The sequence below is a fragment of the Streptomyces sp. NPDC004561 genome (assembly GCF_053602155.1).
The window spans coordinates 1-12,017 of record NZ_JBSGDB010000273.1 but is presented as its reverse complement, the minus strand read 5'-3'; the positions used below and the strand labels follow the sequence as shown (position 1 = coordinate 12,017).

9 protein-coding genes are annotated in these 12,017 nt (G+C 70.6%); all 9 read left to right on the top strand.

Translation table 11 applies throughout. The annotated features are described in order from the left end of the window. A partial coding sequence (locus tag ACWEN3_RS29305) for a peptidoglycan D,D-transpeptidase FtsI family protein (RefSeq protein ID WP_452976712.1) occupies positions 1-1,853 on the top strand: 1,853 nt, incomplete at its 5' end. 166 nt (positions 1,854-2,019) lie between these two features. Further along, positions 2,020-3,540, top strand: a complete 1,521-nt coding sequence (locus ACWEN3_RS29300) for a UDP-N-acetylmuramoyl-L-alanyl-D-glutamate--2,6-diaminopimelate ligase (RefSeq protein WP_452976710.1) — start codon at positions 2,020-2,022, stop codon at positions 3,538-3,540. 4 nt (positions 3,541-3,544) lie between these two features. Next, positions 3,545-4,951 (top strand): UDP-N-acetylmuramoyl-tripeptide--D-alanyl-D-alanine ligase, encoded by a 1,407-nt coding sequence (locus ACWEN3_RS29295; protein ID WP_452976708.1) that lies wholly within the window; start codon positions 3,545-3,547, stop codon positions 4,949-4,951. Then, on the top strand, positions 4,948-6,021 hold the full coding sequence (gene mraY, locus ACWEN3_RS29290) for a phospho-N-acetylmuramoyl-pentapeptide-transferase (RefSeq protein WP_452976706.1): 1,074 nt from the start codon (positions 4,948-4,950) through the stop codon (positions 6,019-6,021). The genes ACWEN3_RS29295 and mraY overlap by 4 nt, the downstream gene beginning before the upstream one ends. Beyond that, positions 6,003-7,445, top strand: a complete 1,443-nt coding sequence (gene murD, locus ACWEN3_RS29285; protein ID WP_452976704.1) for a UDP-N-acetylmuramoyl-L-alanine--D-glutamate ligase — start codon at positions 6,003-6,005, stop codon at positions 7,443-7,445. Before mraY ends, murD begins: the two co-directional genes overlap by 19 nt. 68 nt (positions 7,446-7,513) lie before the next feature. Beyond that, positions 7,514-8,872: a putative lipid II flippase FtsW gene (ftsW, locus tag ACWEN3_RS29280; RefSeq protein ID WP_452976702.1), complete on the top strand. Its 1,359-nt coding sequence runs from the start codon at positions 7,514-7,516 to the stop codon at positions 8,870-8,872. 6 nt (positions 8,873-8,878) lie between these two features. Next, positions 8,879-9,967 (top strand): undecaprenyldiphospho-muramoylpentapeptide beta-N-acetylglucosaminyltransferase, encoded by a 1,089-nt coding sequence (gene murG / locus ACWEN3_RS29275; protein WP_452976700.1) that lies wholly within the window; start codon positions 8,879-8,881, stop codon positions 9,965-9,967. A 26-nt stretch (positions 9,968-9,993) separates the two neighbouring features. Next, positions 9,994-10,788 carry a cell division protein FtsQ/DivIB gene (locus tag ACWEN3_RS29270; RefSeq protein ID WP_452976698.1) on the top strand — a complete coding sequence of 265 codons (795 nt, stop codon included), beginning with the start codon at positions 9,994-9,996 and terminating at the stop codon, positions 10,786-10,788. A gap of 276 nt (positions 10,789-11,064) precedes the next feature. Continuing rightward, a partial coding sequence (ftsZ, locus tag ACWEN3_RS29265; protein ID WP_452976696.1) for a cell division protein FtsZ occupies positions 11,065-12,017 on the top strand: 953 nt, incomplete at its 3' end.

Below are 12,017 nucleotides of genomic sequence, written 5' to 3'. Positions count from 1 at the left end.
GCCCGAGCGGGGCCCGGCCGGCGGCCCAGCGCCTCCGGCTCGGCCGCCCCCGGCCCCGGCTGCGCATGGTCAGCCTCGCCCTCACGCTGGTGCTGTTCGCCTTCGTCGTGCGGCTGCTCCAGGTGCAGGCCGTGGACGCCGGCGCGTACGCCGCGCGGGCCGAACAGAACCGGTACGTCGCCCACACGCTGACCGCCGAGCGCGGCGGGATCACCGACCGCAACGGCGTGGCCCTCGCCATCAGCGAGGACGCCTACGACATCACGGCCGACCCGACGATGTTCAGCGCCAAGCAGCTGAAGATCGGCGACGGACCGGAGCAGGCCGCCGCGCTGCTCGCGCCGATCCTCGGCCAGGACCAGGCCGCGCTCGTGAAGAAGCTGCGGCCCGGCAACAAGAACTCCCGCTACGCCCGGCTCGCCACCCGGCAGACCCCGCAGGTCTGGAAGCAGATCAAGGACCTGAGGAGCACGCTCGCGAAGAAGGCCGGGACGGACCCCCGCACCGTCAACGTGCTGGCCGGGGTCTTCGCGGACCCCAGCAGCCAGCGCGTGTACCCCAACGGCGACCTCGCCGCCGGGATACTGGGCTGGGTCAACGCCGACGGCCAGGGCGGCGGCGGCATCGAGCAGGAGCTGAACAAGCAGCTGAGCGGCAAGGACGGCAGGATCCGCTACGCCCAGTCCGGTGGGCGCGAGGTCCCCACCGCGGGGTCCACCGAGACACCCGCCGTGCCCGGCTCCGACGTCGAGCTGACCATCGACCGCGACATCCAGTGGGCGGCACAGAACGCGATCACCGAGCAGGTGAAGAAGTCCAGGGCCGACCGCGGTTACGTCGTCGTCCAGGACACCCGCACCGGCCAGATCCTGGCCATGGCCGACTCGCCCGGCTTCGACCCCAACGACCTGTCGAAGGCGGACGCCGAGGCCATGGGCAACGCGGCCGTCCAGGACGCCTTCGAGCCCGGCTCGACCGCCAAGGTCATGTCGATGGCCGCCGTCCTGGAGCAGAACGCGGCGACCCCGCTCACCCACGTCGTCGTACCCAACCGGCTGCACCGCGGCGACCGGCTCTTCTCCGACGACGTCGACCACGCCACCTGGTACCTCACGCTGAACGGCGTCCTCGCCAAGTCCAGCAACATCGGGACCATCCTCGCCGCCGGCCAGCTCGGCAGGACGCAGCCGGAGGCCAACCAAGTCCTCTACTCGTACCTGCGCAAGTTCGGCATCGGCAGCTACACCGGGCTCGGCTTCCCCGGCGAGACCCGGGGCATTCTCGCGCCGTACCAGAAGTGGTCCACCTCGCAGCAGTACACGATTCCTTTCGGCCAGGGTTTCTCCCTCAGCGCGATGCAGGCGGCCTCCGTGTACTCGACCATCGCCAACGGCGGCATGCGGATCGAGCCGACCCTGGTGCGCGGCACCAAGGGCGCCGACGGGCGCTTCACGCCCGCCCAGAAGCCCAGGGAAACGCGGGTGGTCAGCCAGAAGACCGCCGGCACCCTCGCCCAGATGCTGGAGTCCGTCGTGGACGACGAGCAGGGCACCGGCATCAAGGCGCGCATCCCCGGCTACAACGTCGCCGGCAAGACCGGCACGGCCAACCGCGTGGATCCGGCCACCGGCAAGTACCGCGGCTACACGTCGTCGTTCGCCGGTTTCGCGCCCGCCGACAACCCCCGGATCACCGTCTACTGCGCCATCCAGAACGCCACCTCGGGCAGCTACTACGGCGGCCAGATCTGCGGTCCGATCTACAAGCAGGTGATGGAGTTCGCCCTGAAGACCCTCCAGGTCCCGCCGACCGGGGCGCCGGCCGCCAACCTGCCCGTCGACTACAAGCCCTGATCAGCACCTCGGAAACACCAGGAACGAGCCCGTGACAACGATCACCCCCGACGCCGGGAACCACGAGGACGAGAACCCCTCACTTCGCTCCGGAGCGGGTGCGCCCGGTACGCTCACCGCCGTGCCACACGCTGATCAGTCCCAAACCACCCAGAAGGGCGCTTCCGTGACATATCCGGGACCGCCGCGACCGGTTCAGGTCTCCGCCGCACCCCTCGCGGAGCTGGCCGATCAGCTGGGTGCCGCCGCCCCCGACGCGGCCGCCGAGGTCACGGGGATCACCCACGACTCGCGCGCCGTCCGCCCCGGCGACCTGTACGTCGCCCTTCCGGGCGCCCGCCTGCACGGCGCCGACTTCGTCACCCAGGCCGCCGGCCTCGGCGCCGCCGCCGTGCTCACCGACCCGACGGGTGCCGAGCGCGCCGCCGCGACCGGACTGCCGGTCCTGGTCGTGGACGACCCGCGCGCGCGGCTGGGCGAACTGGCGGCCCGCATCTACGGACACCCGGGCCGGGACCTGCTCCAGATCGGCATCACCGGCACCTCCGGCAAGACCACCACCGCCTACCTCGTCGAGGGCGGCCTGAGGACCGCGCGCGCCACCGGCCTGATCGGCACGGTCGAGATGCGCATCGGCGACGAGCGCATCAAGTCCGAGCGCACCACCCCGGAGGCCACCGACCTGCAGGCCCTGTTCGCCGTCATGCGCGAACGCGGCGTGGAGGCGGTCGCCATGGAGGTCTCCAGCCACGCCCTGGTCCTCGGCCGGGTCGACGGCTGCGTCTTCGACATCGCCGTGTTCACCAACCTCAGCCCGGAGCACATGGAGTTCCACTCCGACATGGAGGACTACTTCCGGGCCAAGGCACAGCTGTTCACGCCCCGGCGCAGCAGACTCGGCGTCGTCAACACCGATGACGAGTACGGCCGCCGGCTGGCCCGGGAGGCGACCGTCCCGGTCGTCACCTTCTCCGCCGAGGGCCACCCCGACGCCGACTGGCGCGCCGAGCGGGTCGAGGTCGGCCCGATGGACTCGACGTTCACCGTCGTCGGCCCGAACGGCGAGCGCGTCCACGCCAAGTCGCCGCTCCCGGGCCCGTTCAACGTGGCGAACACCCTCGCCGCGATCGTCGCCCTCGCCGCGGCCGGCCTGGACCCGCAGACCGCCGCCGACGGCATCGCGGCCGTACCCGGCGTGCCCGGCCGCCTGGAGCGCGTCGACGCGGGGCAGCCGTACCTCGCCGTCGTGGACTACGCCCACAAGACCGACGCGGTCGAGTCGGTGCTCAAGGCGCTGCGCAAGGTCACCAAGGGCCGGCTGCACATCGTCCTGGGCTGCGGCGGCGACCGCGACCAGACCAAGCGCGCCCCGATGGGCGCCGCCGCGGCCCGGCTCTCCGACACGGCCGTGCTGACTTCCGACAACCCCCGCTCCGAGGACCCGCTCGCGATCCTCGCGACCATGCTCCAGGGCGCGGCCTCCGTGCCCGCGCACGAGCGCGGAGAGGTGCTCCTCTTCGAGGACCGGGCCGCCGCGATCGCTGCCGCCGTGGGCCGTGCCCAGGCCGGCGACACCGTGCTGGTCGCGGGCAAGGGCCACGAGCAGGGCCAGGACATCGCCGGAGTGGTCCGTCCCTTCGACGACCGCCAGGTGCTTCGCGAAGCTATCCAGAAGACCCAGGGATGAACTTGTGATCGCCCTCTCCCTCGCCGAGATCGCAGCAGTCGTCGGCGGGCAGACGCACGACATACCGGATCCGTCCGCGCAGGTCACCGGACCGGTCGTCCGGGACTCCCGGGAGGTGGTGCCCGGCAGCCTGTTCGCCGCCTTCGTCGGCGAGCGCGTGGACGGCCACGACTACGCCCGGGCCGTTGTGGAGGCGGGTGCGGTCGCCGTACTGGCGTCGCGCCCCGTCGGTGTGCCCGCGATCGTCGTCGAGGACGTGCAGACCGCTCTCGGCGCCCTCGCCCGGCACGTCGTACGCCGGCTCGGCGCGACCCTCGTCGCCCTGACCGGCTCGGCGGGCAAGACCAGCACCAAGGACCTGATCGCCCAGGTGCTCGGGCGCAAGGCGCCGACCGTGTTCACGCCCGGCTCGTTCAACAACGAGATCGGGCTGCCGCTGACCGCCCTGTCCGCCACCGAGGAGACGAAGTTCCTCGTGCTGGAGATGGGCGCCCGCGGCATCGGTCACATCCGCTACCTCGCCGGCCTCACCCCGCCCCGGATCGGCCTGGTGCTCAACGTCGGCACCGCGCACATCGGGGAGTTCGGCGGCCGCGAGCAGATCGCCCAGGCCAAGGGCGAACTGGTGGAGGCCCTGCCGGAGGACGGCGCGGCCGTCCTCAACGCCGACGACCCGCTGGTGCGGGCCATGGCCTCCCGTACCAAGGCGAAGGTGGTCCTTTTCGGAGAGTCGGCCGAAGCGGACGTACGCGCCGAGAACGTGCGACTCACGGACAGCGGACAGCCCTCCTTCAGGCTTCACACACCCTCCGGTGCATGCGATGTGACCATGCGCCTGTACGGTGAGCACCACGTGTCGAACGCGCTCGCCGCGGCCGCCGTCGCCCATGAGCTGGGCATGTCCGCGGAAGAGATCGCCACCGCGCTCTCCGAGGCGGGCTCCCTCTCCCGCTGGCGCATGGAGGTCACCGAGCGCCCGGACGGCGTGACCATCGTCAACGACGCCTACAACGCCAACCCCGAGTCCACGCGGGCCGCTCTCAGGGCGCTCGCGGCCATGGGCAAGGGACGCCGCACGTGGGCGGTGCTCGGCAAGATGGCCGAGCTGGGGGACGAGGCGCTCGCCGAGCACGACGCCGTCGGACGGCTCGCCGTCCGGCTCAACGTCAGCAAGCTCGTCGCCGTCGGGGGGATTGAGGCCTCCTGGCTGCAACTGGGCGCATATAACGAGGGTTCGTGGGGTGAGGAGTCGGTGCACGTGTCCGACGCACAGGCGGCGATCGACCTGTTGCGCAGCGAGTTGCGCCCGGGGGACGTCGTACTCGTGAAGGCGTCTCGTTCGGTGGGGCTGGAGAGCGTGGCCCAGGCGCTGCTCGAGAGCGGTGCCGAGGGTGAGGTCGCCGCCCGATGATGAACCAGATCCTGTTCTCGGGAGTCATCGGCCTCTTCCTGACGCTGGTCGGCACCCCGCTGCTGATCAAGCTGCTGGCCCGCAAGGGTTACGGCCAGTACATCCGTGACGACGGCCCGCGCGAGCACGCCAGCAAGCGCGGTACGCCCACCATGGGCGGTATCGCATTCATCCTGGCGACGGTCGCCGCGTACTTCCTCAGCAAGGTGATCACCGGCAAGCCGCCGACGTTCTCCGGTGTGCTGGTGCTCGGCCTGATGGTCGGCATGGGTCTGGTCGGCTTCCTGGACGACTACATCAAGATCGTCAAGCGGCGTTCGCTGGGCCTGCGGGCCAAGGCGAAGATGGCCGGCCAGCTGATCGTCGGCATCGCCTTCGCCGTGCTGTCGCTGATGTTCGCCGACGCGCGCGGCAACACCCCGGCCTCCACCAAGCTGTCCTTCATCACGGACTTCGGCTGGTCGATCGGCCCGGTGCTGTTCGTGATCTGGGCGCTGTTCATGATCCTCGCGATGTCGAACGGCGTGAACCTCACCGACGGCCTGGACGGCCTGGCCACCGGCGCCTCCGTGCTCGTCTTCGGCGCCTACACCTTCATCGGCGTCTGGCAGTACCAGGAGTCCTGCGCCAACGCGCAGACGCTGACCAACCCGGCCGCCTGCTACGAGGTGCGCGACCCGCTCGACCTCGCCGTGGTCGCCTCCGCGCTGATGGGCGCCTGCCTGGGCTTCCTGTGGTGGAACACCTCGCCGGCGAAGATCTTCATGGGCGACACCGGCTCGCTCGCCCTCGGCGGTGTCCTCACGGGCCTGGCCATCCTCTCCCGCACGGAGCTGCTGGTGGCCATCATGGGCGGCCTGTTCGTCCTCATCACCATGTCGGTCGTCATCCAGGTCGGCTCTTTCCGGCTCACCGGAAAGCGCGTCTTCCGTATGGCGCCACTCCAGCACCACTTCGAACTCAAGGGCTGGTCCGAGGTCCTTGTGGTGGTCCGCTTCTGGATCATCCAGGGAATCTGTGTGATTGTCGGACTTGGCCTCTTCTATGCGGGATGGGCAGCGGAAAAGTGACCTCCTCGGTGCCTTCAGGGTCCTCTGAGTTCCAGGGCAAGCACGTCACCGTCGCCGGGCTCGGCGTCTCCGGCGTCCCGGCGGCGAAGGTGCTGCACGCGCGCGGGGCGATCGTCACGGTCGTCAACGACGGCGACGACGAGCGCGCGCGTGAGCAGGCCGCCGAACTCCGGACGCTGGGCGTCACCGTGCGCCTCGGCGACGGTGCGACCCTGCCCGAGGGCACCGAGCTGATCGTCACCGCGCCCGGCTGGAAGCCCGACAAGCCGCTGTTCCTGGCCGCGGCCGAGGCGGGCGTGCCCGTCTGGGGCGATGTCGAGCTGGCCTGGCGCCTCAGGGGCCCGGACGCGGCCCCCTGGCTGGCCGTGACGGGCACCAACGGCAAGACCACGACCGTGCAGATGCTCGCCTCCATCCTGAAGGAGGCGGGCCTGCGCACGGCCGCCGTCGGCAACATCGGCGTCTCCCTGCTGGACGCCGTCCTCGGCGACGAGCCGTACGACGTCCTCGCCGTGGAGCTGTCCAGCTACCAGCTGCACTGGGCGCCCTCCCTGCGGGCGCACTCCGCCGCGGTCCTCAACCTCGCGCCCGACCACCTCGACTGGCACGGCTCGATGGAGGCCTACGCCGCCGACAAGGGCCGCATCTACGAGGGCAACAAGGTCGCCTGCGTCTACAACATGGCCGACAAGCTCACCGAGGAACTGGTGCGCGGGGCCGACGTCGAGGAGGGCTGCCGGGCGATCGGGTTCACCCTCGGCACCCCCGGGCCCTCCCAACTCGGTGTGGTGGACGGCATCCTGGTCGACCGCGCCTTCGTGGAGAACCGGCACAAGAACGCGCAGGAGCTGGCCGAGGTCTCCGACGTCAACCCGCCGGCCCCGCACAACATCGCCAACGCCCTTGCCGCGGCGGCCCTCGCGCGCGCCTTCGGGGTGCCCGCCGGCGCCGTGCGCGACGGCCTCAGGGCCTTCCGCCCGGACGCCCACCGCATCGCGCACGTCGCCGACATCGACGGCGTGGCGTACGTGGACGACTCCAAGGCGACCAACACCCATGCCGCCGAAGCCTCATTGGCGTCATATGAGTCGATTGTATGGATTGCGGGCGGTCTGGCGAAGGGCGCGACCTTCGACGAGCTGGTCGCCAAGTCGGCGAAGCGGCTTCGCGGTGCCGTCCTGATCGGCGCCGACCGGGCACTGATCCGCGAGGCCCTCGCGCGACACGCCCCGGAAGTACCGGTGGTCGACCTCGACCGGACCGACACTGGGGCGATGCTCCAGGCGGTGACGGAGGCGAAGCGGCTCGCGGTCGCCGGCGACACGGTGCTCCTTGCCCCGGCCTGCGCTTCCATGGACATGTTCACCAACTACAACCAGCGCGGTGACGCGTTCGCGGCGGCGGTCCGCGAACTCCGCGCCTGACCCCGGCCGCCCGCCGGGCGGATCCTGGGAGGGACGCGTGGGACGGCCGACGTTCAGTGGAGGCGCCGATGCCCAGTAGCCGTACCGGTAAGCCGCCCGTGCAGCGGGCGTCCCGGCGTCCCGCCCTGTCCCGGCCGGCGCGCGAGAACCCCGTACAGCGGTTCCTCAGGCGCGCGAGGAAGGCCTGGGACCGGCCGCTGACCGCCTACTACCTGATCGCCGGCGGCAGCCTGCTGATCATCGTGCTGGGCCTGGTGATGGTCTACTCGGCCTCCCAGATCACCGCGTTGCAGCTGTCCCTGCCCGGGTCGTACTTCTTCCGCAAGCAATTCCTGGCCGCGCTCATCGGCGGCGCCCTGCTGTTCGCGGCCTCCCGCATGCCGGTGAAGCTGCACCGGGCGCTGGCCTACCCGATCCTCGCCGGCGCCGTCTTCCTGATGATCCTGGTGCAGATCCCCGGGATAGGGATGGCGGTCAACGGCAACCAGAACTGGATCTCCCTCGGCGGCTCCTTCCAGATCCAGCCCAGCGAGTTCGGCAAGCTCGCCCTGGTGCTGTGGGGCGCGGACCTGATCGCCCGCAAGCAGGAGAAGCGGCTGCTGACCCAGTGGAAGCACATGCTGGTGCCCCTGGTGCCGGTCGCCTTCCTGCTGCTCGGGCTGATCATGCTAGGCGGCGACATGGGTACGACGATCATCCTGACCGCGATCCTGTTCGGGCTGCTGTGGCTCGCCGGGGCGCCGACCAGGCTGTTCTCCGGGGTGCTGGGCGTCGCCGTGGTCCTCGGCGCCATCGCCATCGAGACCAGCCCGCACCGGCTGGCCCGGCTCAACTGCATCGCGGCGACCGATCCCGGCCCCAATGACATGTGCTGGCAGGGCGTGCACGGCATCTACGCCCTCGCCTCCGGCGGAATCTTCGGATCCGGCCTCGGCGCGAGTGTGGAAAAATGGGGCCAACTTCCCGAAGCCCACACCGACTTCATCTTCGCGGTCACCGGTGAGGAGCTGGGTCTGGCGGGGACGCTGTCGGTGCTCGCCCTGTTCGCGGCTCTAGGCTATGCGGGTATCCGCGTGGCCGGACGCACGGAGGACCCCTTCGTGAGGTACGCCGCGGGAGGTGTGACCACCTGGATCATCGCCCAGGCGGTGATCAACATGGGTGCGGTGCTCGGCCTGCTGCCGATCGCCGGTGTCCCCCTCCCGCTGTTCTCCTACGGAGGGTCCGCCCTGCTGCCGACCATGTTCGCCATCGGGCTGATGATCGCGTTCGCGCGAGACGATCCCGCTGCGCGGGCGGCCCTTGCCATGCGGCAACCTCGCTTTGGTAGAAAGCGGGCGGGAGGCTCCGGTGCCGAGCGGGGGCCTCGGAGATGGAACACGATGCGACGGCGTGCCTCTGCGGCGCGTTCGTCCGGAGAGCGGTGAATTTCGGTGCATGTCGTACTCGCCGGTGGGGGGACCGCCGGCCACATCGAGCCCGCGCTCGCCCTCGCGGACGCCCTGCGCAGGCAGGACCCGACCGTGGGAATCACGGCCCTGGGCACGGAGCGCGGCCTGGAGACCCGGCTCGTCCCGGAGCGCGGCTACGAGCTCGCGCTGATCCCGGCGGTGCCGCTGCCGCGCAAGCCCACCCCTGAGCTGATCACCGTCCCGGGCCGGCTGCGCGGCACCATCAAGGCCGCCGAGCAGATCCTGGAGCGCACCAAGGCGGACGTCGTGGTCGGCTTCGGCGGCTATGTCGCCCTGCCCGGCTACCTGGCCGCCAAGCGGCTCGGCGTGCCGATCGTGATCCACGAGGCCAACGCCCGCCCCGGCCTGGCCAACAAGATCGGCTCGCGGTACGCCGCCCGGGTCGCCGTGTCCACCCCGGACAGCAAGCTGCGCGACGCGCGCTACATCGGCATCCCGCTGCGCCGCTCGATCGCCACCCTGGACCGCGCGGCCGCCCGCCCGGAGGGCCGCGCCCGCTTCGGCCTCGATCCCAACCTGCCCACGCTGCTCGTGTCCGGCGGCTCCCAGGGCGCCCGGCGGCTGAACGAGGTGGTCCAGCAGGTCGCCCCGTGGCTGCAGCAGGCCGGCATCCAGATCCTGCACGCGGTCGGTCCGAAGAACGAACTGCCGCAGGTGCACCAGATGCCGGGGATGCCCCCCTACATCCCGGTAAGTTACCTGGACCGGATGGACCTCGCGTACGCCGCGGCCGACATGATGCTCTGCCGCGCGGGCGCGATGACCGTCGCCGAACTCTCCGCCGTCGGGCTCCCGGCCGCCTATGTCCCGCTGCCCATCGGCAACGGCGAACAGCGGCTCAACGCCCAGCCGGTGGTCAAGGCCGGCGGTGGGCTCCTGGTCGACGACGCGGAACTGACGCCCGAGTGGGTGCAGCAGAACGTCCTGCCCGTGCTCGCCGACCCGCACCGGCTGTACGAGATGTCCCGGTCGGCAAGCGAGTTCGGCCGCCGGGACGCCGACGAGCTGCTCGTCGGCATGGTGTACGAGGCGATCGCCTCGCGCCGTTAGGACCATATGACGAAAGGGCAGTGAGCGTGGCCGGACCGACGACCGCCGAACGCGGTGAACGCCAGCAGGAGTCGTCCGGCCCGCCGCTCGTCCGCGGGCTCCGAAGACTGCGACTTCGTACGATCGTCATCCTGGCCGTGGCCGTCGTACTCCTCGGGGCCGGTTCCGTCTGGGTGTTGTACGGCTCCTCGTGGCTGCGCGTCGGGCACGTCTCCGTGTCCGGCACGCGTGTGCTGACCCCCGCCGAGGTGCGGGACGCGGCCGCCGTGCCGGTCGGGGCGCCGATGATCTCCATCGACACGGACGCCGTCGAAGCCCGGCTTCGGCGGAAACTGCCCCGGATCGACACCGTCGACGTGGTCCGCGCCTGGCCCCATGGAATCGGGCTGAAGGTGACCGAGCGGACCCCGGTACTCCTCGTCCGCAAGGGCGGGAACTTCATCGAAGTCGACGGCGAAGGTGTCCGGTTCGCCACGGTTTCGCAGGCGCCGAAAGCCGTTCCCCTGCTGGAGATGTCCGTGTCCCGGAAGGCTTCGGGGGCGGCGAGCTATCGCCGCTTCGGCACCCAGCGGCTGGTGCGCGAGGCGGTCCGGGTCGCCGGCGACGTGCCGGACTCCGTCGCGAGGCTCACCCGGACCGTCCGTGTCCGCTCCTTCGACGACATCTCACTGGAGTTGGGCGACGGCCGCACGGTCGCATGGGGCAGCGGCGAGAACGGCCGCGCCAAGGCACGAGCCCTCGCAGCTCTCATGAAAGCAGCTTCCGGCGCGCGGCACTTCGACGTGAGTGTCCCCACCGCCCCTGCGTCATCGGGGAGTTGACGCACATCAGCGCAGGCCAGCACCCTGGTTGGGCGCTGCTATGGCTGATCACATAGGGTGAAAAGAAAAACGGGAGGTTCGGCGTGTTCGTTGAACGGGCGCCACTTGTCGACTTAGTGTCCTGTTCGGAAGACTCCAGAGAACAGACACACTGGTAACCCTAAACTTCAGGGTTAGGGTTCGGGTCGGCGCTACGGACCGTCCCATTCGGCATCTGCCGTCAACGCGCGGACCGCACGTCGACGGCAACGTAATTCGAGGCGAGAGGCCTTCGACGTGGCAGCACCGCAGAACTACCTCGCAGTCATCAAGGTCATCGGTGTCGGCGGCGGTGGTGTCAATGCCATCAACCGGATGATCGAGGTCGGTCTCAAGGGCGTCGAGTTCATCGCCATCAACACCGACGCGCAGGCGCTGTTGATGAGCGACGCCGACGTCAAGCTCGACGTCGGCCGTGAACTCACCCGCGGACTCGGCGCCGGAGCCAACCCGGCCGTCGGCCGCAAGGCCGCCGAGGATCACCGCGAGGAGATCGAGGAGGTCCTCAAGGGGGCCGACATGGTCTTCGTGACGGCCGGTGAAGGCGGCGGCACCGGCACCGGCGGCGCGCCCGTCGTGGCCAACATCGCCCGCTCGCTGGGCGCCCTCACCATCGGCGTGGTCACGCGCCCGTTCACCTTCGAGGGACGGCGCCGCGCGAACCAGGCCGAGGACGGCATCGCCGAGCTGCGCGAAGAGGTCGACACCCTCATCGTCATTCCCAACGACCGGCTGCTGTCCATCTCGGACCGCCAGGTCTCGGTCCTGGACGCCTTCAAGTCCGCCGACCAGGTCCTGCTCTCCGGTGTCCAGGGCATCACCGACCTCATCACCACCCCCGGTCTGATCAACCTGGACTTCGCCGACGTGAAGTCGGTCATGTCCGAGGCCGGTTCGGCACTGATGGGCATCGGCTCGGCCCGCGGCGACGACCGCGCGGTGGCCGCGGCCGAGATGGCGATCTCCTCGCCGCTGCTGGAGGCGTCCATCGACGGCGCCCGGGGCGTGCTGCTCTCCATCTCGGGCGGCTCCGACCTCGGCCTGTTCGAGATCAACGAGGCAGCCCAGCTGGTCAGCGAGGCCGCCCACCCCGAGGCCAACATCATCTTCGGCGCGGTCATCGACGACGCCCTCGGCGACGAGGTCCGGGTCACCGTGATCGCGGCCGGCTTCGACGGCGGCCAGCCGCC

Bases quoted from the DNA above. Each gene is read 5' to 3' on its own strand.
- ftsW (WP_452976702.1), top strand. From the start codon at position 7,514: ATGCCCAGTAGCCGTACCGGTAAGCCGCCCGTGCAGCGGGCGTCCCGG.
- mraY (WP_452976706.1), top strand. From the start codon at position 4,948: ATGATGAACCAGATCCTGTTCTCGGGAGTCATCGGCCTCTTCCTGACG.
- murD (WP_452976704.1), top strand. From the start codon at position 6,003: ATGGGCAGCGGAAAAGTGACCTCCTCGGTGCCTTCAGGGTCCTCTGAG.